This window comes from Legionella gratiana (genome assembly GCF_001467695.1).
Classification (GTDB): Bacteria; Pseudomonadota; Gammaproteobacteria; order Legionellales; family Legionellaceae; genus Legionella; species Legionella gratiana.
In genome coordinates this window covers 117,812-143,119 of the sequence record NZ_LNYE01000003.1, presented here as the reverse complement: position 1 = coordinate 143,119, position 25,308 = coordinate 117,812, and the positions used below count along the sequence as shown (strand labels likewise).

Genomic DNA, 25,308 nt, shown 5'->3' with positions numbered 1-25,308 from the left:
AATATGAATGGTACTATTCTCATAATAGATGATGATACAGAGCTTACTGATTTATTATCTCAATACTTAGAACCTGAAGGCTATCATGCTGTTTGTGTTCATGACGGTGAAAGTGGTGTAAAAAAAGCATTAAACCAACCGTTTGATGCAGTTATTCTCGATGTTATGCTACCCAAATTAAATGGTTTTGAAGTATTAAAATCCATTCGAGAGCATTTAGAAACTCCTGTCTTAATGTTAACGGCCCGGGGGGATGATATTGATCGTATTGTTGGTCTTGAAATTGGTGCAGATGATTATTTACCCAAACCATGCAATCCACGAGAATTGGTAGCTCGTCTAAGAGCTATTTTAAGACGCACACAAAAAATTCCAGCATCAAAACCGATTATTGAGCAACATAATATAGTAGTCGACTGTTCCAAACGTCATGTAACTATGGCGGGTCATTATCTTGAGCTCACGAATGCCGAATTTAATATTTTGGAAATGTTAATCAAATCACCTGGCCAAGCTTTTTCAAAAGAAGAGCTTACTGAGTATGCTCTGGGAAGAAAATATACTGCATATGATCGAAGTATCGATGTTCACATTAGCAACTTAAGAAATAAATTAGGTGATAATCCTCAAGGAGAGCCCATAGTCAAAACAGTGCGTGGATTTGGATACATGTTTAATGCGTAGTTTATATTGGAAGATTTTTATTTCATTTTGGCTAGCTACGATTCTAATCATTTTTACCACTGCTTGGGTTATTAGTCATATTGTGCATAAATCATCATTACCTGCACAAGAACAAGTGTTTATGGATAGCTATGCTAATGCAGCAGTTGCAACTTATGAATCTGGCCAGCAAGCTGCCCTATTAAAATGGCTGAATAAGATTGGTATTTCCCGCCATATGTCCATTTATTTACTTACCAGTACTGGTGAAATTATTGGGACTCATGCTGCACCAGAAAATGTAAAAAAAGTTGCGGAAAATCTACTTCAAGATCAATTAAGTGAAGGAATTTTAAAATCAGGTAAGCTCATTGTGAGTCATGAAATTTTGTCCACATCAGGAAAATTTTATCGACTTGCCGCAGTAAGTGATAAACCTATTTATCATTTTGTTGGTGTTCCATGGACAGGGCTCACCATTCGTCTTACTTTAGCAATTTTTATTAGCGGACTCATTTGTTATTTATTATCGCGTTACTTAACACAGCCATTACGTTCATTAGGAATGGCTGCTAAATCAATAGCAAAAGGGAAGCTAAATACCCGTGTTGGGCATTTAAGAGGACATAACAAAGATGAAATCGCTCAGCTTAGTGCTGAATTTGATCGCATGGCAGAGCAAGTAGAAACATTAGTCAAATCAAAAGAAAGATTATTACAAGATATTTCCCATGAATTACGTTCTCCACTGGCTAGGCTACAAATTGCAATTGAGCTTGGACGCAAAAAAACGAACCATTTAGTGGATAGTGAATTTAATCGTATGGAGCTTGAGTGCTCGAGATTAAATGCCCTAATTACTGAAATATTAGATTTCGCCCGTCTGAAAAAATCAACCGCTGATCTTAATTTAAATGAAACAGACCTTTCTGCTCTTTTATTAAATATAATAAATGATGCAAATTTTGAGTTTAGCAAAGAATTACCTCGGGTCAAAGCAGGAATTATTGAACCATGCCATATGCTGCTTGACGAACGTTTAATTCATCGCGCAATTGAAAATGTAGTTCGTAACGCCCTAAACTACTCTCCTGCAACCGAACCAGTTACTGTTTCGCTCAAACGTGACGAAACGCAAGAACATATATACATTGATATTAGTGATAAAGGACCAGGAGTCCCTGAAGAGCAACTCAATAGAATATTTAATCCATTTTATCGTGTAGATACTTCAAGAACTAAAAAAACAGGGGGTTATGGTTTAGGATTAGCCATAGCCGCTCGTGCAATTCAACTGCATCACGGTGAAATTATAGCCGTAAATAATTCTGACGGCGGTTTATTAGTACGAATTATACTTAATTCTCGCACTTCAAAAAACTAGAGGCACCAACAGCCGTTAACTCTAAAAGTACCCCAAGAATTAGACTGTTTTTTCCTGTTTAATTAAGCTACAATGTGGAAGCTTAAAGACATGCTGGAACCTCTATATTATGACTGCAGCTCAGAAATTAGAAAAAGCGAGTGGGATATTTTTTTTCTCAGGCTTTCTGCTTTCAAAACTTCAGTACCTTCCTTTTCCATTAGTATCTGCTATTTTCAGATTTATTTCATTAGGTATTTATTTCCTAGCCTATGGCTCTTGGTCCATTGCGTGTCTTCTTCATCCAGACCACAATGAGCATCACCATAAATGGTATGGTTTTGCACAGATAAAAGAACAACTCCTTTTTTCCTCATTCGTGGGATTAGTAGCTACTGTTCTCAGTGTCGCCGCTGTTTTGGTACCTGTTTTATTTCCACCAGCAGCTTGGCTTTTTCTTATTGGTAACGTGCTTTGGGCTATTGGTGAATATCATAAATTAAAAAATCCACCACAAAGCAAGGAGGATTTTTCTTATACTCAGCAAAAAAATTATCTATATTATGCAATAACATCATGTGCAATAAGTTTAGTCACGGCAATTTCAGCCACTCTCATCGTTGCCTTCCCTCCCTTGACGATACCAATCACCATTTTTTCACTTCTTCTTTATGTTGGTTTAGGCGCACTAGCATTTGAATATTGGTTAAACAGCAAAACCTCAGAAAATCGGCAATCTATTAAGGGAAGTTATCATCAAATGAGTGATTCATTAGGCCCAACAATTTCTCCCAAGCCTTCTAATTCTCTTGAACCCAACTTTACTAAGGATATTTTTAATAAATCCGAAGATAAAGTATCAGAAATCGAACTCATCCCCATCAATACCCATGAAGAAAGTGACCATGAGTATGGTTTTCAAATTCCTACTTCTTCTTTATAATTAAAACTCTAAAGAGTTTATTGAGAGTTATATGGATCCCATAATTGCGAAAATGATTTCTAATGCTTATAAAGCACTTACTCATTCTTACTCACCCTATTCCAAATTTAGTGTGGCTAGCAGTATTTGTACTGATAAAGATACTTTATACACAGGAGTTAATGTTGAAAATAGCTCTTATGGTTTATCAATCTGTGCTGAGGCTTCGGCCATTTCTGCTATGATCTCTGCAGGAGAAAAAAATATTAAAAGTATCGTTGTTCTTGCTGGAACCAATTTATTGTGTCCTCCATGTGGTGCGTGCAGACAAAGAATTTATGAATTTTCAACAACAGACACTATCGTCCATCTTTGCAGTAAAGACTCGATATTACGCAGCATAAATATTAGCGAACTTCTGCCGCTTGCTTTTGATTTTAACCCTTAATTAATAGGAATATTTGTATGATAGATACTGCCCCAAAGCAGAGTTATGCTCATTTAGCAGCAAATTATATAAAAAAATTACATCCCTCATTTAAACCTATTGTAGCTGTAGTTTTAGGTTCAGGACTGGGCAAATTTGCCGATGAATTACAAGATTCTATACGTATCCGTTATGAAGAGCTTCCTGGATTTCCCAAAATTACCGTACAAGGACATGGTGGTAACTTAATTCTTGGCTATTGGAATGGCATAGGTGTTATTTGCTTACAAGGTAGAGCACATACTTACGAAGGCCTAGAAAACTATGAAACCGTCAAAACCTATGTTCGTACAATGAAACTCTTAGGATGTACTTATTTTATTGCAACTAATGCATCTGGATCACTTAGAGAAGATGTTGGTCCGGGCGATTTAATGCTTATCTCCGATCACATTAATTTACAACCAAGCAATCCCCTTATTGGTCCTAACGATGAAGAATTTGGTCCAAGATTTTATCCTTTAGATAATGTATATGATCAAACCATGCGTTTTAAGTTGTTATCCATTGCTACAGAAAATTCAATCAAACTGACCGAAGGTGTTTATATTTCCGTATTAGGCCCACACTATGAAACTGCGGCAGAAATTAAAGCATTCAAGCTTTGGGGTGCCGATGCTGTAGGCATGTCTACAGTCCCAGAAGTATTAGTAGCGAATCATTGTGGGATGCATGTCGCAGTAATTGCAATGATTACCAACTATGCTACAGGCTTATCCAAAACAGCACATAGCCATGAGTCGGTCATAGCAATGGCAGAAAGCGCTGCAGCAAATCTTAATCTAATCATAAAACAGTATATTGCAGGCTTAAAATGACTGTAGAAAATGATCTAAACAAGCTCATGGAAAAATTGCTTGGCCATTTTCCGAAGCAATTCATCACAGTAGAGCAACTTATTCATTCTATAGACCTTACCTTACTTGATGAACATGCGACTACCGAAGCATTGTCTCAATTAAAACAAGAGGCACAACAAAATCAGGTTGCAGCCCTATGCCTTTACATGCAACATGTACCTGAAGTTTTGCCACAAAGCAGCATACCGCTGGCTACAGTAATTAATTTTCCACAAGGAACGGAACCACTTGATGCTTCACTCACAGCAGTAGAAAAGGCTGCTCTTTTAGGTGTCACTGAAATTGATTATGTCCTACCCTACTCTATGTATCTTGGAGGCCAAACAAAAAAGGCACTTCATCAGTGCCTTGCTATTGCCCAATTATGCAAACAACATAAACTTGTTTTAAAAGTAATTTTAGAAACTGGGGTATTTCCTAACTTGAAAACCATTTATACAATTAGTAAAGAGTTGATTGAGTTAGAATGTGACTTTATTAAAACATCTACGGGTAAAATCTCTCAAGGGGCTTCTTTATCTGCAGCATTTACCATTTTAAGCGCAATTAAAGATACAAATGCCTCTTGTGGTATTAAGATTTCTGGAGGCATAAAAAAACCACAACAAGCCTTTCATTATGCAGTGCTTGCAGAATTAATGATTGACAAACCAATTAATAAAAATTGGTTTCGAATTGGAGCGAGTAGTTTATTAGATGAACTGTTAAAAACTAATTAAATCTCAGTTATACTTCATACGCTCAAAATATAATTAATAGTCGTGACCTTGATAACTGACCATCACTAACAAGGATAAAGTTCATTATAGAAGGAATACAAAGTTATTCTAGTTCACCTTTTCTACTGGAGTTTTATTTATGCAAAGCAAAAAACTATTTTTTAAATCAGTTCTAGTTATACTTTTTGGCCTCATTTTATCAAGTTGTAATACTACTCTCCCACCTGGTGAATACGATACAACTGAAGTGGGGAAAGTAAAAAAAGTCATTCCCGGAACCATTATTTCTAAACGCCCTGTTCACTTACGAAATACAACTAATATGAATAACAATACAAGCAATAATCTTGTTGATAGTGGATATAGTCAGACTCGTGGTGTTGAGTACGTTATTAAATTAAACTCCGGAGGAATCATCTCTGTAGTACAATCAGAAGATCTAAAACTTAAAAACAAACAAAAAATTCTAGTCATTTATGGTAAACATACTCGTGTTGTTGCGGATAATGGCAGCGAAATCTTTTAAGTTTTAGATGAGGGGCTATTAACAATTGAGAGCCCCACGCAAAAGCGTGGTGTCTAAAACTCATAAAAATATAAAAAAGGATTGAAATGAAATTTTTTCCCCTGTTGCGCTTGGTACAGCCTCTAAAGATGAATTGATAAAATGTTGGGAGGCATTACTCGATAACGCATTAGAACAGTCAAGTGAACATCTTAAGATTTCCCGTGCTATATTGGAAATTGATCTTGGATTTGAAGATGAAAATTTTTTTAAACTTCCCTACGATAAGCAACCATTTAATTTTGCTCAAGGAAGAGAGTTCCAAAGCCCACTCCGCAAAAAATTAGAACAAGGCGAGAAAATTTCTTCTATGATTCAATCAGAACAAAATAAGATTGAACAATTGCTATTATCAAAATACGGCATTAAAGCTAAGGACATACTGCAAACAGAACGGGATAAAAACCCATCTGAAAGCTCCTTACTTACCTTATAAAATCATAAACATTCATCTAATAGTGTTTGTCCTTAACCAACGATTACAGTGCTTTAACCACCCTTCTTAAAAATATCTATAGAGTTTTTCCCTATTCTTTAGAAAAAACGATGATAAAGCTTATTGCGTACATACCTTCATTTGAGACCTCAGTTAACTTTATATTTAAAAAATTTAAACCCCCTCTACTCTTCTACATATATGACTAATTCATTAAAAAGAATGGACTATTTATCAATTTGGTATGACATATAAATTTAATCAATTGGATGTTTTTTATACTTACTGGTTAAATAAAATTACATAATAAACAATTTTTGCTGGCTAGAAATTGATCAAATACTACTAGATATTAGGAGCCATGTTAGGAGAATAGAAATGCCTAAAAATAACGCATCCAAACCAGGTTTTACTTATATAAAATCCAAGTTTAACACATTAAAGAATTCTTTAAAAAAAAATCAAGATGCACTAGAAACTCTAAAGTCAAAAAAGGAAATTATTAAAAACAATCTTAAAGATGATTTATGGGACTTAGATACTGTATCAGCCCTGCCAAAAAAGAAAAAAATGAAAAAGGTAGAGCAATAAGCATGTTTGCACTTAAAATAGATCATCCTAAAAATGATGACGAATTTAATCTATTTATAGAAACTCTAAAAAATAATATCAACTCAATTCCTGACGGTACTAGAATACAGTTGACAGTACAAAGTGGAGAACATTGGTTTCCTTTAGATTTAGAAATAGCTCACGGCAATGTAAGTGCAATCATTCCTGAAGCAGGATTTTCACCAACTACAGCGAATGCAACCTTCCGTATTATGAATTCATTCCCCAATGCAGCAATATATCGCTTTTACCCTGATGAAGTATCAGTCGATGGTAAGATGAGAACTCTAATGATTCAATCTGATGGCGAAAGCTGTTCCAGATTTGCACTACAGCAATTATTCGCATTACAGCACTCGCCTGATATTCATCAAAAAATGCATGATATACAAGGTCGACTACCTACAGTAGAATTAGCACCTAACACAAGTACACCGTATAGACATTACGGGCTATCCTTTAATAATTCACCTCCAGAGATAGCAGGAATTTTTCGCTCGACGCAGTCTTTATCAGCTCTAAATGCATTAGATAAAACGGTTAAAGAATCAATTATTAATTCAAAAGGAGAAACTTTAGAACAATATAAAGAGCGGTTTACTCGAGCTAATCCAAATGCAAACGATCGCTTGCAGAATATGGCTATAATGGATTTTAAAGAAAAATATGCCAATAAAACCATAAGTTATCTCAACAAAACAAAAAAAGAGGATCTGGAGCATTCCTTAGATCTTGCTACAAGAGGTGGTATTGATTTTATTAATAAAGGAGATAGCTACCGAGAAACATATATTCAAAAGCAAAAAGAAAAAGCAAATGATAGCAAGATACAGCAAAAGACCATTCGCAATAATGTTTGGCAACAAGTAAATACACTATGCCGAGAAAAGTTGAATGCTTTATCGCCGTTTTCGAATGATCCTGAAGTAAAAGCGCTCATTGATAATATTCGTACAATTAGAGTTAATTTTATGGGAGCCAAACAAGAGAAAAAAGAGTCATTGAAATCAATATATAACCAGCAATTGATTGAAATGAATTTAGCCACTAGCAACGTAATAAACTTTTTAAAAGCTAAGGATGAACATAACTATTCGAATGTTATAAATAAGATTAATAGCTTATCTTCGGATCTAAATGCTACAATTAATCCTATTGAACGTTCTAATATGCTTAGCTCTAACTTTTCAATGTATAAAGAAAAACTCATATCCTTAAGAGAGAAATCTAAAACAGAATCAGAAATAAATGAAAATAATACTAACCTAGTACTCTAAGGTATATTCCTTAGTACATCATTACAGTACAACTTTCGCATCAACATTAGTGAAATTTAATAGATTATTATTCTCATGAGTGGAATTTTTTATACTGAAAAATTTATTAGGATTTAGTTCCACATTTCTTTGATGCTCAATTACCTGTGTAATTATTTTTCCAGGTATCTCAGATTCTATTAACAATTCCTTAATCCCTGTTAGTGGTATTTTTTCTTTTCTTAAATCTTGAAGCGAAACTGCTGCTGCAAAAATGGCCTTGGAATGAGTAATAATATTAAATTTATCCTGAATTTCAGTATCAGAAGCATCGAGCATATCAATTCCTAAGATAATACTTGCTGGATCAGGATGCTTTGCAACTACTTCAAGATTAGTTTCAGCCTCAACTCCATTTAATAAACCTAAAAGAGTCATCTTTTTCAATGCTAAAGCCACAGATGTAGGATCGGTAGGATGTTGAGCTACTGCCCTTCTATATGTATTATTTAATAAATGATTATTATCCAAAATAATCAAAGCCCTGCATACTCTATCTGGTGCAGTTTGATGTTGGGCTACAGCAAAAAAATTTTTTTGTCTTTCATTTTCATTTTTAAATAAATCATGCTCATCAAGAATTCGAACAGCTGAAAAAAGACGCTGAGGTAAGGTGTGATTTAAAATTATTAAAATAGCCTCATCTGATAATAATTGATTTGATTTTAACAATTGACAGGTTTTATAAAGTGAACTAGTTTTAAAATTATTGATGCATGAGTAGTTTGATGATGAATTGATAATTGAATTAATAAGGTGTAATGCGCCATATATTTTATTTTCAGCGGCAGTATATTGTTTTATGAGTCTCTTAATTTCTTTAGGAAAAAAATATTTTTCGACTGGATTTAGGTTGTTGTAGCTTGTTATAAAGCCATCAATAACTTTTGTATTTGCAAGAGATAAGTCAAACATCCTCTCCTCCCAATAGAGCAATGCAAAATAACTATTAAATACCTACACCAAGCGCTACCCACATCAAAGCACCATAATAAACACTGACAATAAAGGCTTTAAAACAATTTTGAGGCTCTCGTTTATAAATTAACCTTTGTTGATAAATTAAAACTACATTTGCTGTCAGCCAAAAAAAGTAAAACAATAAATTTACTTGATTGATAAAAGCCCAGAGTAACCATAAACCATGAAATAACCCTTGTAATAAACCAATAATTAATCGATCATAACTTGCAAAATAAATAGCTGTAGATTTCACACCTATACGCAAATCATCTATTTTATCCGTCATAGCGTACATAGTATCGTATGCCAAAATCCAGGCGAAATTGATAAGAAATAATAAAAAAAACTCACTGTTTAAAGACACATTTGAAGCCACAAATGCCATAGGAATTCCCATAGAAAACGCGAATCCAAGAACTAACTGTGGCGCATTTAGAAAACGTTTACAAAAAGGATAAACAAAAGAGATGATGAGGGCAATTAATCCCAGATAAAAGCACTTTTTAGGAAGCTGAACTAATATATATAATGCGGTTAACAGCAACATAGCTAATAATATAAATGCTTCGGTCAAGCTTACTTCGCCGGCTGTTAATGGTCGAAATTGAGTCCGCGATACATGCTTATCAATATTTCTATCCGCTATATCATTGATGATACAGCCTGCAGCACGCATCAATACAGTACCACTCACAAAAAAAACTAAAAGTTTAAAATTTGGCATTCCCTTATTAGCAAGCCATAAGGCCCAAGCAGTTGGAAACCAAAGCAAGAAAATTCCTATTGGTTTATCGAAACGCATTAAACGCCAGTAGGCATTCCATTTCATAAAACAAGCTCAAGTTCTGGGAGCATTATTTCTACTATATAAAAAGATTCACTTTGTTGAAAAGAAAATTCAGTCAGTCGTACCCATAGTATACCGTCAACGACATTAATATTCTTTTTCACCCAATAAAACTCAATACAATGATGATTAATTGGATAATTAGTCCAATTTATACGCTCCACCCTATTGTTTCCAAAAACTAAATTTTTTATCGATTCATTTTTTAAACGGTCAAAAAATGCAGGATCAAGATCATAACATTTTTTAGGAATAATACTTCGAGCAAACCAATAAGATATTCCTCGACTCTTCATGATGATGTCACGTTTAAAAACATGCTCGTCTTGAATCAGCAGAACATTTTTATCCCACCAATCTGGATTTACCCAGTGTTGAGAAATAAGTTCAAGCTGTACTTCACCTCTGATTTTTTGCAATCTATCGGTTAATGAGGCTTGATAATTAAGCCATCCTTTAAGACTTTCAGAACTCTGGGCATTAATTATAAAAATAGAATCAGTATTGATAGGCATTGATTTTAATTACTTACAAAATATATTTCAGTACGATCTTACAAAATTACTGCTTTAGGGACAAGTTATTACTCACTCTTATTCTACCTAATCTATTTAAAATAAGTGTCATTTGTTCCTGAGTATTATTATTTATTAAATTAAAACGTCCGTTACTTATTGCTTGGGTTGGATTATTGGAAAAAATAATTTTGTCCTTTGAGCTTACGCCTACCCAATTTAAACTCCAGTGCTGATAATTCCATTGCCATTGATAAATTAACTCTAATTGATTTGTTTTTTTATTCAGATAATTCAAAGTAATGCCTTTAGACCAATTCATTGAGGTATCTAATGGCACAAGAAACACAGGTTTATCCAAAATCATTGCCTGTATCTTTGCGTACTGTAGTGCCGTTCGAAGTTCATCGATTATTACTTGTTGTTCATTTTTCTTAATAAAATAACTGTATGAACTGATGCTAATCATCAATAAAGCGACAACTAGTGTCATAGTAATAAGCAACTCGAGTAAAGTAAAACCTATTGCTTTCATCATAAGACGCTTAATTTGTTTTATTCCTTAGTTTGATGAATGGTTGAACTTGCGAACAGGTCGCGCGACTTAGGGCTACATTAATTCCGATGACCATAGCCCATTGTTAGCGAAGATCAGCAAAGGCTAAACGCTAAAATTTAACGCTTTTTCGCGATCAAAATCATCATAGTCCTCATAAAAAACTCCATCAACCATTCGTTGTAAAGGCTCGCATTTTCTACTTAATAAGCGAATTAAACGAACGTGAGTATGAGAGTTCTCATTTAATACCTTTAATACGCGCATACTTTGCGAAAAAGTTAAATCCCAACGTGCAAAATATACTTCATTGTCAATGAGCTTTTTATCCGATGTAAGCAAATGCAATACTTGATTGAGCCCATTATAAACCTTTTCACTAGGATTTTCTTTCAGTTCCTTTAACAAGTTAATGACAATGTGAAGAATCACGTGTGTTTCATTGCGAATTTTTGTGAAATGTTTCAAACAAGCAAAAGGAGATTTCAATGAAAAAGAATGACGTGCGTCATCAAAATGTTTTTTATCTGTACTGTCTTTTAATAGTTCTTGAGATAATTTTAGAAATATTGGAAACACGGTTAATAAAATTTTATGATGTTCTGATCGAGTTGGAGATAACGATACTTGTGAGACATCATGACCAAAAAATGTAAAAGGATTCTCTTCATGCTTGGGGCTTTGGGATTCGAGATTTTGATTAAAATAAAGGTTTTTTAACTCATTAGCCTGTTTCATGAGTTCACGTTGATTTGGGGCAGTAGACTCTTCAATAAGCTGATAGACTACATCAAACCAATGCTTATCCCCTCTATAACAACAATAGGAAAGTAACTCACCTAAAGAACTAAACGTTGCATACATATACTCTTCATTTTCATATTCCTTAAAAGCATTTTTATGATAACGCATCTCTAAATAGTTTATTGTTTCTCTATAGCCTGCCTCAATCATCTCTTTTCTACTTTTTTCATTGACTGAAAAAGAAGAACTGGACACATTATCTACATTAATAACTATTGATTGACAGGCATATTTTCTTAATTTCAAACGATCGCGTTCCCAACCACTAGCAGGGTCACTTACCCCAGTAAGAAATGTATAAATCCAGTTAAGAAAAACATTTTCTCTATAAACTCTGTCCATAACACGATCTATTGCTTTTCTTTCTGGACCATCATCAAATTTTACAGCTAATACTTTTAGGTTATTGCCATATTCTGATTCGAGTAATGTCGAATGATCATCAAAAAATGCTTCTGTAGGAAAATTGTTTAATACCCCACCATCATTATGCTCTTCTCCATCAATAAGAGTCGAGCGATATACTATAGGGAAGCTTGCCGAGATTTTAACTGCTTCGCTGACTTCAAAATTCGGCGAGCGGATTAATGAAAAATAGCGTGTACTGCCTCGTCGCTTATTAGTAGCAGTAACAACTAATTCTTTTCCAATTCCACAATTAGGACATTTTTGTCTAATTGCTTCTAGAGTCGCAAAGGTAATTTTTCCTTCAGGATATGGAATTTGATATTTGGTAACAATTTGGTTCAATTTATTTGCGATTGCAAAATCTAATGCTGTTTTTAGCGAGTGCGCTTCAGAAATTCCATTGATAGTGATATCAAAATGGACTAAATGCTCTTGTTTAAAATGCTTAAATAATTCTTCGATTTCATTTGCTGTATAACCTAAATAACACATTAAAGCCATAATTGCACCAGCTGAACTACCAGCAAATTTTTCAGGGTAGATTTTAGCTTCATTAAGAGCTTTACAAACACCAACATGAGCAAAAATTTTGGCGCCACCACCACAAAAAACTATATTTTCTATATCAGGTTTTTTTTCGCGAACCAGAATCTGATGCGATTTTAAAAAACGAAATATTTCTAATTTTTTTGTTTCATGCAATGGGACTATTTGTTTTTCTTTAATGGATTTACTTTTCTCTTTTTCTTCAGTAAGCCAGGGTAATAACCAACTCCACATTCGTATATACCAAGGTTTAAGTGACATAAACCGCTGCATTTTTCGATAATCATACATTTTATCGAGACGCTCTTGTTGATCAACTACTTCTATAGATTGAGGGTGTGGACTTTTACATATTGATTCAAACTTAATATTTTTTAGATTTAGTACAATAAGTTGATCAACAAGTTTATCAGTAATAAAAACTCTTTTTGCATTTCCTAAAGGTTCTTGCTGAGAATCATTCGGATCTTTATATTTTGTGATTGTTCCAGGAACAAGAAATTGATGAAACCCAATTAATATTCCTTGACTTCCATGACACATTTCAATTCCAGTCAACTGGTATTGTGATATATTTTTTAGTGACAAATTTAAATCGCTAATTTTCCAATACTCAAGATACGTACCTTCAAACCAACTTTTTAACCTACCCCACCATGTTAAAAAAACTTCAGCAGTAAACCCGCGATATTCATTTACTGTAGAACCACTTAAAAAATTTTTAGTTTTTTCCTTTTGATGAGGTCCCAAAAACCATTGCATAAATATCGCTTTTTTTTCATCACTTAAGCGTGTAAAGTCAAATATCATTTGCTCGTTATCGAATAAATAATTGCCTAAAGCAATTTGATTATCGGGCGGCAAACCGTTGATTTGTAACCGCCCTAAGTAGGCAGTAATAATAATTTTTTTTAATAACTCTAAGTTTTGTAGGTATTGGGAAGAGTCGGACTCAAGCAGCTGGCTAATTATATGTTGTGGTGTCATCACTTATCCTTAAGTTATGATAATCCATAAACTTCGTACAACAGTTCTCTAATTTAGAGAGATAAAACCTGTTGAATGTATCTTCCTTTATTCATCTCGAGTTTGCTTTTTTTCATCACCTTTATTTGACTGTAAATTTAAGAAAATGGTTTTTATTATTTTTAACCATGACAAATATAATTAACACAAATTAATCAGAAATTAAATATTATAAAAATTATTGGCAGGTTTTAATGTTCTTTCATGAAGCACTAAGCTTCATAAAATATATAAATAAATAGGACAATAGACTCATTTTTTCCTTGAGACAGATAAATTTTTTGATCATTAGAGAAATAAAATCGGCCCCCACTGCTTAGTCTGAATCTTCTACACATCTTGTCTATCGCAAATAAAACAGGATCCAATTATTTCTTTTGCAGAAGGAGACGGTATTGAGTGCATCGTCACCCTCTGCGTAAGCAGGGGGTCTCGTAAGCATATGACTGCAAGGTGAAGTTTAGAGCAAAGATTTGTTACTTTTAGACCTTCCGCTTTTGCGGAAGGCGACGGTATTGAGAATCCGTCCCCCTCTGCGTAAGCAGCTGTCTCTTGATGAGATAGGATCAAGAGACAGCTGCTTAGTATCGTACCAGAGTCTAATTTTGTTCAAATAGATTTACACAGTTTTGGAGCCTACGCATAAAAACGTAGGCGTGAAAGGAGGAGAATGTGTCAACATGTGTCAACAAAAATCTTTTAAAATTTCAGTGATAACTTTTTCAGGATCTGCTGCTTGGGTTATTGGACGACCAACCACCAAATAATCACTACCTTCTTCAATAGCTTGCTTTGGTGTCATTACTCTTGATTGGTCATCTTTTGAGCTTTTCTCCAATCGTATACCTGGAGTAACTGTTATAAATTGAGCCTCACAGATGCTCTTTATGACTTTTACTTCCTGAGCTGAACAAACAACACCATCCAAACCTGATTCTTTTGCTAGGACTGCTAATTTTTTTACTTGTTCTATTATAGGTATATGAATACCTACCGTGCTCAATTCATTCTGATTAAAACTCGTAAGAACCGTTACAGCAATTAATAAAGGTCTATTAGAACCATAAGGCTCAATCGCATTTTTTGCTGCTTGCATCATGCTTATGCCGCCAGCAGCATGTACATTCATCATCCAAACACCTAAATCAGCACCAGCTTTGCACGCCTGTGCAACTGTATTAGGAATATCATGAAATTTTAAATCCAAAAAAACCTTATATTGTTGTTGAATCAATCGTTTTACAAACTGAGTTCCAAATAAGGTAAAAAGTTCACTTCCAACTTTCAATGCACAATGATGAGGATTAAGTTTTTCTATTAAATTTAAAGCATCACTCTCTTTATTAAAATCTAAAGCAACAATTAACTTAGGCGACATTTATGCCATTACCTCTTCATGTAGTGTTAGGGCCTTTTTGACTGCCGCAACGACGCTGCTTTGCTCTGCCTCTTGTAAATATGGATGCATAGGCAAGCTAATGACACGACGACTTGCTTCTTCTGAGTGGGGAAAATCACCTATTTTATAACCTAAATAAGCCATAGCAGTCTGTTGGTGCAAGGGGATGGGGTAGTGTACTGCAGTAGGAATTCCTAATTCTTGCATTGCTTTTTGAAAAGCATCTCGATTATTTACTTCAATGGTATATTGCGCATATACACTAGTATTATAACTATGAATAAACGGCGTTCTTACTAAAGGTGATAACATTTGATCATATGCTTTTGCAACCCGTTGGCGCATAATAATTTCGTCCGGGAAAAGCTTCATTTTTTCAATTAGAACAGCGGCTTGAATTGTATCCATTCGCCCATTAATGCCAATACGATTATGACAATAACGTGCATTTTGACCATGAATTCTTATTTCAACTAGCTTTTGTGCTAATGCAGCATCATTAGTAAAACATGCTCCTGAATCTCCATAACCGCCTAAAGGCTTGGATGGGAAAAAACTTGTACATCCAATTGTAGATAAAGCGCAAGAGTATCTTCCCTTATATGTTGCTCCAAAACTTTGGGCCGCATCTTCAATTACTGGGATACCATATTTCTCCGCAATAGCATTAATTTCATCGTGATCTGCACATTGGCCATATAAGCCGACAGGCATTATTGCCTTGGTTTTATAGGTAATAGCATCCTCTAGTTGATTAGGATCCATGTTATAGGTGAGTGGATCAATATCTACAAAGATTGGCTTAGCCTGACATAAACTAATTACCTCAGATGTAGCAAAAAAACTAAACGGTGTAGTAATCACTTCATCTCCGGGCTTAATTTCCAAAGCCATAAGCGCCATTAACAGAGCATCAGTTCCGCTTGAATTGGCAATAACATGTTTCACACCAACAAATTCAGCCAATTGTTTTTCAAGCTGGGCTATTTCAGGCCCCATGATATATTGGCCATGATTCAAAACATTTTTTATGCTGTTTAAAATATCGTGTTCAATTATTGAATATTGTTTTTTTAAATCGATAAATTGCATTATATTCTCTTAAAAAATAGTTAATACCCTTCCAAGCCATGGACAGGCTTCATTCTTCCCCAGTTTTTACAACTGGGACAATGCCAATGTAAATGCTTTCCACCAAAACCACAGTGTACACATCGATATACTGGTTTATTGTCTAAAAATTTGCTAGTTATATCATAAAGCATTTGTAATTTATCACGTACTTTTCCATGAGCAGATTCAAGATGCCAATAAATTAATTGGTTTAAACCACGTATAGATGGATGCTTACTCAAATTATCAGCTACAAAATCTATAGCTGCATCCATATTTTTTTGTTGTTTTAAATATTCCGCGATAACAAAAAGAACTGAAGCGCGGGGATTATCTGCTAAAGTCTGCTCAAGATAGTTGATACACTCATCCATGCTATCTAATTCTTTATGACATAAAACTAAAGGCTCAATAATTTCTGTTAAAAAATCTGCATCTTGTTGAGGAACCTTTTTTAATGAACGAATCGCTTGTTTATAACGTCCCTCTTTCATTTCGATGCTTGCATGCATTAAACTAGCGCGAACAGAGGCTGCGTCTACATTAATCGCTTGTTTAATACAATAAGCCGCCTTATCTAAAGCGTTGGTTTTTAAGGCCTGGCTTGCCATTTCGCAATAATAATGGGCCGCTTGGTGATGAAAGCTTGTACCCGTCGTAATTTCTAATTTTTTAATCACATCTAGTGCTTTTTCCCAAGCTTTTTCTTGTTGGTAAATCGCTAATAAACCATGCAAGCTACTAGTTTCTTTAGAACCGCCTAGCCCAACAACCTCTAAAAAAATTCGTTCTGCTCTGTCGAATAAACCCGCACTCATGTAATCTTGGCCTAAAGCCATTAAGGATTCTTTTTTTTGAACTAAACTTAATTGTGGTCTTGCAATTAAATTCTGATGGATACGAATAGCCCGATCAACTTCGCCACGACGTCTGAATAAACTTCCTAAAGCAAGATGGGTTTCAACTGTATCACTGTCTACTTCTAACAACTTAATAAATATATCAACAGCCTTATCAGATTGTTCATTTAATAGATAGTTAAGACCTACAACATACTCACGAGATAAACGATTAGAAAGATTTGAAGTATCTTTTGACTTGTTACGATTTGCCATCCACCAACCTGACCAAGCAGCAGCAGGCAATAGTAATGGCCATAAATCAATCATTATTACCCTCCTCTGTGCATGTTATATTTCATAATAATAAAACTAGTGTTGATCTTGCAATGGGATTGAACGTAAGTTCTTAATTTCTTTTTCAGTTAATTTTAATTGATTTTTGAGTTTATGGCACTCCGCTTTTAAACGCCAATATCGTGCTACAAAAAGTATAAATCCTATTAAAACACCAACTCCCAACATGATTGTCATTAAAACAGAAATAGGCATTGATATTGTTTCAAAATAAAAATTAACATCTACCGATGTTGCATTTAAAGCAGCAAAGCTAACGCCAATAACAATAAGAAGAATATAAATAACTAGCATTAATATGCGCATTGGAGTCTTCCTTTTTTTTGTAGCCTGAGTCAACCCTTGTCTCTTAATCAGTCACAAGTTAAAATCTTGGGGGAAAAGCCATATTAACCTAGGTAATACTTCATTTTACCCAGATTAACAAAACAAAAAAAAGCGTAGAAAAACTTCTACGCTTTTTAACTCATTAACTGTAAAAAAATTAGTCACTTTCTTTACTAGCCATTTTTTCTTTGAGCAAATCACCTAAGGTTGTTGTAGATGAACCTTCTGTTCTAGAGTACTTCTTAATTGCATCTGCTTCATCTTGTGCATCTTTTGCCTTGACTGAAAGTGTGATTGAACGATTTTTACGATCAACATTTATGATCTTTGCCTCAATTTCATCACCTTCTTTAACAACAGTCGTGGCATCATCAACACGCTCATCAGATAATTCACTTGCACGAATTGTACCCGTAATATCATCAGCTAATGCTACAGTAACTGTTTTTGGATCTACTGCAGTAACAGTACCTTTGACTATTGCTCCTTTGGTGTACTCATCAACAAAACTTGCGAAGCTATCTCCTTCCAGTTGTTTCACTCCTAAAGAAATACGCTCACGTTCAGGATCAATCGCAAGAATAACCGCTTCGATCTCTTGACCTTTCTTATATTGTTTTACTGCTTCTTCACCAGGAACTGTCCAAGAAATATCAGACAGATGAACTAAACCATCGATATCCCCATCTAAACCAATGAAGATTCCAAAGTCAGTGATTGAACGGATCTTGCCACTTACTTTTTGTCCTTTGTTGTAACTTGCAGCAAATTGTTGCCAAGGATTGCCAACGCATTGTTTCATACCCAAAGAAATACGACGTCTTTCTTCATCAATTTCAAGAACCATAACATCAACAACATCACCCAGTGAAACTACTTTACTAGGATGTACGTTTTTGTTAGTCCAATCCATTTCGGACATGTGGACTAGGCCTTCAACACCTTCTTCAATTTCTACAAAACATCCATAATCAGTAATATTGGTTACTTTACCTTGTAACTTCTTACCTATAGGATAACGTTCTACGAGATCAACCCAAGGATCATTTCCTAATTGTTTCATGCCTAATGAAACACGGTTTCGCTCGCTATCAAAGCTTAATACTTTTACTTTTATATCCTGACCAACAGATAATACTTCACTCGGATGCTTCACTCGTTTCCAAGAAATATCGGTAATATGCAGCAACCCATCGATACCACCTAAGTCAATAAATGCACCATAGTCGGTAAGATTTTTAACAATACCATGAAGTTCTTGACCATCATGTAGGGATTCAAGTAATGCTTGTCTATCGGCACTACTTTCTTCTTCAACAACTGCACGACGTGATACCACAATGTTATTACGCTTTAAATCCATTTTGATTACTTTGAATTCAAGCTCTTTGCCTTCAAGATAAGAAGGATCTCTTACAGGTCTGACATCTACTAATGAACCAGGTAAGAATGCGCGTATGGAACCAATTTCAACAGTAAATCCACCCTTAACTTTACCCGAAATAAGTCCAGTAACTGTTTCATTGTTTTCATGTGATTTGGATAATTTACGCCAAGCTTCCTGACGTTTTGCTTTTTCTCTTGAAAGGATTGTTTCGCCATAGCCATCTTCCACAGAATCCAAGGCTACTTCAACCGTATCACCCAAATTTACTTCCAATGCGCCATCTTTGTCATAAAATTCTTCTTTAGGTACAATTCCTTCAGATTTTAGACCCGCATTTAAAATGACATAATCACTATCAATACCAATAACTTTAGCATTAATAATGGCACCAGGATAAAATTGAGCGCCGGCAATACTTTGCTCGAACAATTCTTTGAAACTTTCAGACATGTTTATAAACTCTTTAGTAAAAAAATGAAAGAATGAGTTCCACTCATCTTTCCCCCAACAATCATTTAAACACTGTATAGACGTTCATTAATTAAGTTTAATACATTATCGAACACTTGTACAATGGATAATCTGGTTGTATCAATTTGCACTGCATCAGCTGCAGGCTTTAATGGCGCATGCGTTCGTGCAGTATCCCTTACATCGCGCTTAGCCAATTCTTCTACAACCTGCGCGAGGCTAACATTAATTCCTTTTTCTTTCAACTGTAAATATCGTCTATTTGCTCTTTCTTCTGGATTTGCATATAAAAATATTTTCAAAATAGCCTTAGGAAAAACTACAGTCCCCATATCTCGGCCATCTGTAACTAGACCTGGAGGTTGAGCAAAATTACGTTGACGCTCAAGTAAAGCTTCTCTTACTTCAGGAATGGCAGCGATCTGAGATGCGTCTTGGCCGCATTGTTCACTCCGAATTTCTTGACTGACATCTACATTATTTAGAATTGCCCGTGAGCCATACTCATCAGAAAGATCAAAACGTAAATTAAGAGAACGGGCCAACACTACTAATTGTTTCGTATCGTCAGGCGCAGTATTATTTTTTCTCGCTGCATAAGCTAAAACACGATAGATTGCTCCACTATCAAGCATATTCCATTTAAGATGTTTTGCAAGCAATTGACATAAGGTCCCTTTACCAGTTCCACTTGGTCCATCTAGGGTTATTACAGGTACATCATAATGGTACATTATCGACTGTTTCCTCTATTTGAAGTTGAAGTTGCTTGGCTGTGTCTACAAACAAAGGAAATGAGGTAGCTACATTAGCGCAATTCTTAATAGTAACCGGAGCACTAGCTACGGCTCCTGCAATAGCAAAAGACATAGCAATACGATGATCTTCTCTGCTTTCAACAATACCTCCTTGTAAAGTGCCTCCTTCAATGAAAACACCATCGTCTAATGCCTGTGCTTGAATTCCTAATTTTTTTAGACCATCAACCATAGCAGCAATTCGATCGCTTTCTTTATAGCGTAACTCACTTGCACCACGAAGAGTAGTTTGTCCACGAGCACAAGCAGCGGCTATGAAAATAGCAGGAAATTCGTCAATTGCAAGAGGGACCATATTTGCAGATATATTAATTCCTTTTAAATGAGCATATCGAACACGCAGATCAGCAACCCATTCTTCTCCCAGTTGTCGTTGATTTTCAAGGGTAATATTAGCCCCCATTTCCAACAAAATATGAATAATGCCAGTGCGGGTTTGATTAATACCGACATTACGTATGAGCACATCCGATCCAGGAATAATTGTTGCAGCAACAATGAAAAATGCAGCTGAAGAAATATCACCAGGAATATATATTTCAGTGGCTATACATTCATGAGCAGAATTAATTACCAACGTATTTCCTGCACGATGTATTGGATAAGAAAAGTTTTTTAGCATGAGCTCCGTATGATCGCGACTTACTCCTGTTTCAGTGATCAATGTTTCACCTTCAGCGTAAAGACCTGCTAATAAAATACATGACTTTACTTGAGCACTTGCTTCTGGCATTACATAATTAATTCCATGAAGTTTTTTCCCGCCTTTAAGAGTAATTGGTGGTTTTCCATCAACTGTTGAAATATCAGCTCCCATTAAAGTCAGTGGTTTGCTAATTCGCAACATAGGTCTTTTCAAAAGACTCTCATCTCCGGTTAATTGGCTATCAAAAGATTGAGCAGCTAATAATCCAGTCAGTAGACGTATGCTGGTTCCTGAATTTCCACAATCAAGAACCTGATTCGGTTTTTTCAATCCATATTTGCCGACACCATAAATCACTACTTGCTGCTCATCAGGACCTTCTATGGTCACCCCCATTGCTTGAAATGCTTTCAAAGTAGCGATGCAATCATCACCATCTAGAAATCCATTAATAATTGTTGTTCCTCGTGCAATAGAACCAAAAATGATAGAGCGATGTGATATCGACTTATCTCCAGGAACGGTAATTTCACCTTTTATTGAGCCAACAGGTTTACTTATAAAATTGTGTATTCTCACAGATTGTTTTCCTTCGCAAATTCAGACATGAATTCAATTAAAGCATCCACTCCAGCCATAGGCATGGCATTATATAAACTCGCACGAATCCCACCTACTAATCTATGGCCTTTTAAGGCATATAAACCTCTTATCTGTGCCAACCTAAGAAATTCGCTTTCTAATCGAGCATTGTTAAGGGAGAAACATACATTAACTATGGAGCGTGCATCTTTATCTATATGAGTACTATAAAATTCAGAACTATCTAAATATTGGTATAATTTAGCTGCTTTTTGACAGTTGAGGCTATACATTGCATCAACTCCACCTTGTGCTTTTATCCAACGAAACATTTTATCAGCTAAATAGCAATTAAATACCGGTGGAGTAGCATAAAGCGAATGATGCTCCGCTTGAGTTTTATAATGAAGCATCGTTGGCACATGAGGATTTGGTGCTCTTTCTAATAAATCATCTCGTATAATCACTATAGTTAAACCCGCATTAGCTATGTTCTTCTGCGCCCCAGCAAAAATCAAACCAAATTTGCTAATATCCAAAGGCTCGCTAAGTAGAGAGGAAGTCATATCAGCAATTAAAGGGATTTCTTTAGTTTGAGGAACATAGGAAAACTGAATGCCATTAACCGTTTCATTAGCAGTATAATAAACATAGGCTGTATTTTGTTTTATTTCCCAGTCTTTAGCTCTAGGAATACTTTTGTAGGAATTTTCTTCACTACTGGCGATACAATATGCTTTTTTTAAATATTGTGCTTCAGAAAAAGCCATATGCGACCATATTCCTGTAACTAAATAACCTGCTTGTTCATTCGGATGTAAAAGATTCATTGGAATCATCGCAAATTGAGTACGAGCAGCTCCTCCTAAAAAGAGAATCTGATAATTTCGAGGAACAGTAAGTAGCTCTCTTAATGTTTGTTCCGCATGGTTTAAAAGTGCCATAAACTCTGAACTGCGATGCCCCGCCTCAAGAACAGAAATACCTAAATTTTGCCAATCTAGAAACTCCTCCTGGGCTTCCCGGAGTATGGCCTCAGGAAGCATCGCAGGTCCAGCACCAAAATTATATACTCGAGTTGTCATCACTACTTTCTTCAAATTCAACTGCATCATTATTTACATCATTGGAATCCTCACCTAAGTCTTCAATTTTTTGCATTCCAACTACTTTTTCACCTGAACTCACATTAATAAGACGAACACCTTGAGTATTTCTGCCGATGACCGATAATTCATTGACTTTAAAGCGCACCAGAGTCCCTTTGTCGGTAATCAACATGGCCTCATCTGCATCTGTTACCTGTACTGAACGAACTACTTTGCCATTACGCTCATTCACCTGAATTGAAATTACCCCTTGTCCTCCTCGTCCAGAAACACGGTATTCATCAATTGAAGTGCGTTTACCATATCCATTTTCTGTTGCAGTTAATATAGTTCCATCAGGATGAGCAACAACTAAAGAAATTACCGCCTGATCATCTTCGATACGAATACCTCTCACTCCACGAGCGGTACGTCCCATTGGTCTTACCTTATTTTCATCAAAACGCACAACTTTACCTGCATCAGTAAATAGCATAATGTCTTTGCTACCATCAGTGATATCCACACCAACCAAACTATCATCTTCATCCAAATCTACAGCAATAATTCCATTAGAACGCGGTCTACTAAAGGCATTTAAAGATACCTTTTTAACAGTGCCTTTCTTGGTTGCCATAAATACATAATATTCATCTAAATATTCTCTTACAGGCAGCATAGCATTAATTTCTTCACCTTCCGCAAGCGGTAATATATTTATAATTGGTCGACCACGAGAAATACGGCTGGCTAAAGGAAGTTCATAAGCTTTTAACCAATAAAGCTTTCCATGATTCGAAAAACAAAGCAAAGTATCATGGGTACTTGCAATAACCAAACGAGAAACAAAATCCTCATCTTTAACATTGGTAGCAGATTTTCCCTTACCACCACGGCGCTGAGCTTGATATGCGCTAATTGGTTGATACTTAACATAGCCTTGATGTGATAAGGTTACAACAACGTTCTCTTCTGTAATTAAGTCCTCAATGGTTAAATCTTCTTGTGATTCAATCATTTCAGTACGACGTTCATCACCAAACTGAGTTTTTATTTCAACCAATTCATCGCGAATGACTTGCATCAATCGCTCTGGCGAGGCCAATATGTCTAACAACTCTCGAATCAACTTCAATAGCTCTTCAAATTCATCTAAAATTTTATCTTGTTCCAAAGCGGTTAAACGATGCAGTCTTAATTCAAGAATGGCCTGGGCTTGTGCCTCCGATAACTTATAGCCTTCGACACTCAAGCCGAATTCAACAGCCAAATCATCTGGGCGCGAAGCATCTGAACCTGCACGTTCCAACATCGTTTTAACCAAACCTGGTTGCCATAATTTTGCAAGCAAGGCTTGTTTTGCATCTTGCGGGGTTGGTGATTGTTTAATTAAAGCAATCATCTCATCGATGTTAGCTAAAGCAATTCCTAAACCTTCTAACAAATGCGCTCGACTTCGCGCTTTTTTCAATTCAAATAAAGTTCTTCTCGTTACTACTTCACGTCTATGTTTAATAAAATACTCTAGAATTTGTTTCAAATTTAAAGTACGAGGTTGTCCATCAACCAATGCAACCATATTAATTCCAAAAACATTTTGCATTTGAGTTTGGGCATACAAGTTATTTAGAATCACTTCAGCAACTTCTTGTCGTTTCAATTCAATAACAACACGCATACCTTGCTTATCTGATTCATCTCTAAGACCTGAAATTCCTTCAATTTTTTTATCTCTTACCAATTCAGCAATACGTTCAACCAAACGCGCTTTATTCACTTGATAAGGCAGCTCGGTAATGACAATCGACTGACGCCCAGAATCTTCATCAGTTTCAATTTCTGTTCGAGCTCGAATAATAACGCGCCCCTTTCCTGTACGATATCCCTGAATAATTCCAGCTCTACCATTAATGATGGCAGCGGTAGGAAAATCAGGGCCAGGAATGATTTGCATAATCTCATCTAAACCAATTTCAGGATCATCAACTAAAGCAATGCAGGCATTAATCACTTCACTAAGATTATGTGGGGGAATGTTAGTCGCCATACCTACAGCGATACCTGAAGAACCATTAACCAATAAATTAGGTATTCTTGAAGGTAATACTACCGGGGCAAACTCTGTTTCATCATAGTTGGGGCTAAAGTCAACCGTCTCTTTATCCAAATCTGCCAGTAAAGCATGTGCTACTTTAGACATTCTTACTTCGGTATACCGCATTGCTGCTGGGGCATCACCATCTACTGAACCGAAATTACCCTGGCCATCAACCAAAAGATAGCGCATTGAAAAAGGCTGCGCCATGCGAACAATAGTATCATACACTGCTGTGTCACCATGAGGATGGTATTTACCGATCACATCCCCTACAACACGTGCAGATTTTTTATAAGGTTTATTCCAATCATTACCTAACTCACTCATCGCATAAAGAACGCGTCGATGAACAGGTTTAAGTCCATCACGTACATCAGGCAAGGCCCTGCCTACTATGACACTCATTGCATAATCCAGATAGGATTGCTTTAACTCATCTTCAATATTAACTGGCAAGACTTCTTTCGCTAGATAAACCATAGTTTGGACGTATCCTTGATGAAAAATTTTAATGATGAAGAATAGCATACAGACGCATTTAATTAAATGTCTGTACTAAAATATGGCTAGGTGAA

24 protein-coding genes are annotated in these 25,308 nt (G+C 35.6%); 10 read left to right on the top strand and 14 right to left on the bottom strand.

The annotated features are described in order from the left end of the window. The first annotated feature begins 3 nt into the window (after window positions 1-3). From cpxR to Lgra_RS01455, 10 genes are all read left to right on the top strand, one after another. Window positions 4-684: a two-component system response regulator CpxR gene (cpxR, locus tag Lgra_RS01500; RefSeq protein WP_058497574.1), complete on the top strand. Its 681-nt coding sequence runs from the start codon at window positions 4-6 to the stop codon at window positions 682-684. Further along, window positions 677-2,047: a two-component system sensor histidine kinase CpxA gene (gene cpxA / locus Lgra_RS01495; RefSeq protein WP_058497520.1), complete on the top strand. Its 1,371-nt coding sequence runs from the start codon at window positions 677-679 to the stop codon at window positions 2,045-2,047. The genes cpxR and cpxA overlap by 8 nt, the downstream gene beginning before the upstream one ends. A gap of 109 nt (window positions 2,048-2,156) precedes the next feature. Then, the gene (locus Lgra_RS01490; protein WP_058497519.1) at window positions 2,157-2,969 is read left to right on the top strand and encodes a hypothetical protein; all 813 of its coding nucleotides are present in this window, start codon (window positions 2,157-2,159) and stop codon (window positions 2,967-2,969) included. Between the two features lie 31 nt (window positions 2,970-3,000). Further along, window positions 3,001-3,396, top strand: coding sequence for a cytidine deaminase (cdd, locus tag Lgra_RS01485; RefSeq protein ID WP_058497518.1), 396 nt, complete (start codon window positions 3,001-3,003; stop codon window positions 3,394-3,396). 17 nt (window positions 3,397-3,413) lie between these two features. Then, window positions 3,414-4,253: a purine-nucleoside phosphorylase gene (locus Lgra_RS01480; protein WP_058497517.1), complete on the top strand. Its 840-nt coding sequence runs from the start codon at window positions 3,414-3,416 to the stop codon at window positions 4,251-4,253. Beyond that, window positions 4,250-5,014 carry a 2-deoxyribose-5-phosphate aldolase gene (deoC, locus tag Lgra_RS01475; RefSeq protein ID WP_058497516.1) on the top strand — a complete coding sequence of 255 codons (765 nt, stop codon included), beginning with the start codon at window positions 4,250-4,252 and terminating at the stop codon, window positions 5,012-5,014. Before Lgra_RS01480 ends, deoC begins: the two co-directional genes overlap by 4 nt. A 139-nt stretch (window positions 5,015-5,153) precedes the next feature. Continuing rightward, window positions 5,154-5,540 carry a hypothetical protein gene (locus tag Lgra_RS01470; protein WP_058497515.1) on the top strand — a complete coding sequence of 129 codons (387 nt, stop codon included), beginning with the start codon at window positions 5,154-5,156 and terminating at the stop codon, window positions 5,538-5,540. A gap of 133 nt (window positions 5,541-5,673) precedes the next feature. Then, on the top strand, window positions 5,674-6,015 hold the full coding sequence (locus Lgra_RS01465) for a hypothetical protein (RefSeq protein ID WP_058497514.1): 342 nt from the start codon (window positions 5,674-5,676) through the stop codon (window positions 6,013-6,015). Between the two features lie 378 nt (window positions 6,016-6,393). Beyond that, on the top strand, window positions 6,394-6,606 hold the full coding sequence (locus Lgra_RS01460; protein ID WP_058497513.1) for a hypothetical protein: 213 nt from the start codon (window positions 6,394-6,396) through the stop codon (window positions 6,604-6,606). A 2-nt stretch (window positions 6,607-6,608) separates the two neighbouring features. Next, the gene (locus tag Lgra_RS01455) at window positions 6,609-7,904 is read left to right on the top strand and encodes a YopJ family acetyltransferase (protein WP_058497512.1); all 1,296 of its coding nucleotides are present in this window, start codon (window positions 6,609-6,611) and stop codon (window positions 7,902-7,904) included. Between the two features lie 21 nt (window positions 7,905-7,925). Here Lgra_RS01455 and Lgra_RS01450 read toward each other — a convergent pair whose 3' ends face one another. The 14 genes from Lgra_RS01450 to gyrA all read right to left on the bottom strand — a co-directional run bounded on the left by Lgra_RS01450 (window position 7,926) and on the right by gyrA (window position 25,213). Next, window positions 7,926-8,858: a hypothetical protein gene (locus tag Lgra_RS01450; protein WP_058497511.1), complete on the bottom strand. Its 933-nt coding sequence runs from the start codon at window positions 8,856-8,858 to the stop codon at window positions 7,926-7,928. 34 nt (window positions 8,859-8,892) lie between these two features. Then, window positions 8,893-9,735 carry a 4-hydroxybenzoate octaprenyltransferase gene (gene ubiA / locus Lgra_RS01445; RefSeq protein ID WP_083502829.1) on the bottom strand — a complete coding sequence of 281 codons (843 nt, stop codon included), beginning with the start codon at window positions 9,733-9,735 and terminating at the stop codon, window positions 8,893-8,895. Beyond that, on the bottom strand, window positions 9,732-10,268 hold the full coding sequence (locus tag Lgra_RS01440; protein WP_058497510.1) for a chorismate--pyruvate lyase family protein: 537 nt from the start codon (window positions 10,266-10,268) through the stop codon (window positions 9,732-9,734). The genes ubiA and Lgra_RS01440 overlap by 4 nt, the downstream gene beginning before the upstream one ends. A gap of 46 nt (window positions 10,269-10,314) precedes the next feature. Further along, the gene (locus Lgra_RS01435) at window positions 10,315-10,806 is read right to left on the bottom strand and encodes a GspH/FimT family pseudopilin (RefSeq protein ID WP_238584322.1); all 492 of its coding nucleotides are present in this window, start codon (window positions 10,804-10,806) and stop codon (window positions 10,315-10,317) included. Between the two features lie 123 nt (window positions 10,807-10,929). Then, complete coding sequence (vpdC, locus tag Lgra_RS01430; protein WP_058497508.1) at window positions 10,930-13,569, bottom strand: Dot/Icm T4SS effector VpdC; 2,640 nt, start codon at window positions 13,567-13,569, stop codon at window positions 10,930-10,932. Between the two features lie 724 nt (window positions 13,570-14,293). Continuing rightward, a complete protein-coding gene (gene pyrF, locus Lgra_RS01425) occupies window positions 14,294-14,986 on the bottom strand; it encodes an orotidine-5'-phosphate decarboxylase (RefSeq protein WP_058497507.1) in 693 nt (230 codons plus the stop codon). Then, window positions 14,987-16,099 carry a DegT/DnrJ/EryC1/StrS family aminotransferase gene (locus Lgra_RS01420; protein WP_058497506.1) on the bottom strand — a complete coding sequence of 371 codons (1,113 nt, stop codon included), beginning with the start codon at window positions 16,097-16,099 and terminating at the stop codon, window positions 14,987-14,989. It abuts the gene before it with no gap. A 20-nt stretch (window positions 16,100-16,119) separates the two neighbouring features. Then, the gene (gene lapB, locus Lgra_RS01415) at window positions 16,120-17,289 is read right to left on the bottom strand and encodes a lipopolysaccharide assembly protein LapB (RefSeq protein WP_058497505.1); all 1,170 of its coding nucleotides are present in this window, start codon (window positions 17,287-17,289) and stop codon (window positions 16,120-16,122) included. A gap of 42 nt (window positions 17,290-17,331) precedes the next feature. Next, window positions 17,332-17,622: a LapA family protein gene (locus Lgra_RS01410; RefSeq protein ID WP_058497504.1), complete on the bottom strand. Its 291-nt coding sequence runs from the start codon at window positions 17,620-17,622 to the stop codon at window positions 17,332-17,334. Window positions 17,623-17,800: 178 nt separating this feature from the next. After that, window positions 17,801-19,480, bottom strand: a complete 1,680-nt coding sequence (rpsA, locus tag Lgra_RS01405) for a 30S ribosomal protein S1 (RefSeq protein WP_058497503.1) — start codon at window positions 19,478-19,480, stop codon at window positions 17,801-17,803. A gap of 65 nt (window positions 19,481-19,545) precedes the next feature. Continuing rightward, window positions 19,546-20,235 carry a (d)CMP kinase gene (gene cmk / locus Lgra_RS01400; protein ID WP_058497502.1) on the bottom strand — a complete coding sequence of 230 codons (690 nt, stop codon included), beginning with the start codon at window positions 20,233-20,235 and terminating at the stop codon, window positions 19,546-19,548. Beyond that, on the bottom strand, window positions 20,222-21,544 hold the full coding sequence (gene aroA, locus Lgra_RS01395) for a 3-phosphoshikimate 1-carboxyvinyltransferase (protein WP_058497501.1): 1,323 nt from the start codon (window positions 21,542-21,544) through the stop codon (window positions 20,222-20,224). The genes cmk and aroA overlap by 14 nt, the downstream gene beginning before the upstream one ends. Next, window positions 21,541-22,632 (bottom strand): 3-phosphoserine/phosphohydroxythreonine transaminase, encoded by a 1,092-nt coding sequence (serC, locus tag Lgra_RS01390; protein WP_058497572.1) that lies wholly within the window; start codon window positions 22,630-22,632, stop codon window positions 21,541-21,543. The genes aroA and serC overlap by 4 nt, the downstream gene beginning before the upstream one ends. Further along, window positions 22,613-25,213: a DNA gyrase subunit A gene (gene gyrA, locus Lgra_RS01385; RefSeq protein WP_058497500.1), complete on the bottom strand. Its 2,601-nt coding sequence runs from the start codon at window positions 25,211-25,213 to the stop codon at window positions 22,613-22,615. The genes serC and gyrA overlap by 20 nt, the downstream gene beginning before the upstream one ends. Window positions 25,214-25,308: the final 95 nt, after the last annotated feature.

Coding starts and splice junctions, on each gene's coding strand:
- Lgra_RS01455 (WP_058497512.1), top strand. CDS start 6,609: ATGTTTGCACTTAAAATAGATCATCCTAAAAATGATGACGAATTTAAT.
- cpxR (WP_058497574.1), top strand. CDS start 4: ATGAATGGTACTATTCTCATAATAGATGATGATACAGAGCTTACTGAT.
- cmk (WP_058497502.1), bottom strand. CDS start 20,235: ATGTACCATTATGATGTACCTGTAATAACCCTAGATGGACCAAGTGGA.
- serC (WP_058497572.1), bottom strand. CDS start 22,632: ATGACAACTCGAGTATATAATTTTGGTGCTGGACCTGCGATGCTTCCT.
- ubiA (WP_083502829.1), bottom strand. CDS start 9,735: ATGAAATGGAATGCCTACTGGCGTTTAATGCGTTTCGATAAACCAATA.
- rpsA (WP_058497503.1), bottom strand. CDS start 19,480: ATGTCTGAAAGTTTCAAAGAATTGTTCGAGCAAAGTATTGCCGGCGCT.
- Lgra_RS01490 (WP_058497519.1), top strand. CDS start 2,157: ATGACTGCAGCTCAGAAATTAGAAAAAGCGAGTGGGATATTTTTTTTC.
- Lgra_RS01460 (WP_058497513.1), top strand. CDS start 6,394: ATGCCTAAAAATAACGCATCCAAACCAGGTTTTACTTATATAAAATCC.
- cpxA (WP_058497520.1), top strand. CDS start 677: ATGCGTAGTTTATATTGGAAGATTTTTATTTCATTTTGGCTAGCTACG.
- Lgra_RS01420 (WP_058497506.1), bottom strand. CDS start 16,099: ATGCAATTTATCGATTTAAAAAAACAATATTCAATAATTGAACACGAT.
- Lgra_RS01480 (WP_058497517.1), top strand. CDS start 3,414: ATGATAGATACTGCCCCAAAGCAGAGTTATGCTCATTTAGCAGCAAAT.
- gyrA (WP_058497500.1), bottom strand. CDS start 25,213: ATGGTTTATCTAGCGAAAGAAGTCTTGCCAGTTAATATTGAAGATGAG.
- cdd (WP_058497518.1), top strand. CDS start 3,001: ATGGATCCCATAATTGCGAAAATGATTTCTAATGCTTATAAAGCACTT.
- Lgra_RS01470 (WP_058497515.1), top strand. CDS start 5,154: ATGCAAAGCAAAAAACTATTTTTTAAATCAGTTCTAGTTATACTTTTT.
- Lgra_RS01435 (WP_238584322.1), bottom strand. CDS start 10,806: ATGATGAAAGCAATAGGTTTTACTTTACTCGAGTTGCTTATTACTATG.
- Lgra_RS01450 (WP_058497511.1), bottom strand. CDS start 8,858: ATGTTTGACTTATCTCTTGCAAATACAAAAGTTATTGATGGCTTTATA.
- Lgra_RS01440 (WP_058497510.1), bottom strand. CDS start 10,268: ATGCCTATCAATACTGATTCTATTTTTATAATTAATGCCCAGAGTTCT.
- pyrF (WP_058497507.1), bottom strand. CDS start 14,986: ATGTCGCCTAAGTTAATTGTTGCTTTAGATTTTAATAAAGAGAGTGAT.
- vpdC (WP_058497508.1), bottom strand. CDS start 13,569: ATGACACCACAACATATAATTAGCCAGCTGCTTGAGTCCGACTCTTCC.
- deoC (WP_058497516.1), top strand. CDS start 4,250: ATGACTGTAGAAAATGATCTAAACAAGCTCATGGAAAAATTGCTTGGC.
- lapB (WP_058497505.1), bottom strand. CDS start 17,289: ATGATTGATTTATGGCCATTACTATTGCCTGCTGCTGCTTGGTCAGGT.
- Lgra_RS01410 (WP_058497504.1), bottom strand. CDS start 17,622: ATGCGCATATTAATGCTAGTTATTTATATTCTTCTTATTGTTATTGGC.